This window comes from Mesorhizobium sp. M7A.F.Ca.MR.148.00.0.0 (assembly GCF_003997735.1).
Lineage (GTDB): Bacteria > Pseudomonadota > Alphaproteobacteria > Rhizobiales > Rhizobiaceae > Mesorhizobium.
This window is the reverse complement of record NZ_RZTB01000413.1, coordinates 1-423: the sequence shown is the minus strand read 5'-3', so window position 1 is coordinate 423 and position 423 is coordinate 1. Positions and strand designations below refer to the sequence as shown.

Here is a 423-nt window from a genome sequence, read left to right as displayed (position 1 = left end):
CGATCCGCCGATTGAGCGCCTTGTTCTTCGGCGTATCGTTGGCGGCAACCGGCCGCTCCTCGCCATAGCCGGCGGCGCTGATCTGATTGCGCGGAATACCCTCGGCAATCAAGGCGTCGGCAACCGCGTGGGCGCGCCGCTCCGACAACTGCTTGTTTGCGTCCGGCGATCCATCGGAATCGGTATAGCCGGAGACCTCGACCTTCAGGCTTGGGCATTTGCCAACGACACCTTCGACCTCCGTCAGCAATGGGCGGCTTTTCGCATCGAGCCGCGCGCTGGCCGGCCGGAAGTAGATGGCGCCGGTGCGTGAGAGCACGGCAAACCTGTTCAAGCATTCCTCATCGCTGAAGTTCGCCTTGGCGGCGTCGGTGGCAACGGGGCCGACGTCGGCTGTGCTTGCAGCGACGGTCTGGGCGGCGG

1 protein-coding gene is annotated in these 423 nt (G+C 65.2%); it reads right to left on the bottom strand.

The window, feature by feature from the left end:
• The coding region (locus EOB49_RS34760; RefSeq protein ID WP_164781970.1) for an OmpA family protein at positions 1-423 on the bottom strand (423 nt) is incomplete at both ends.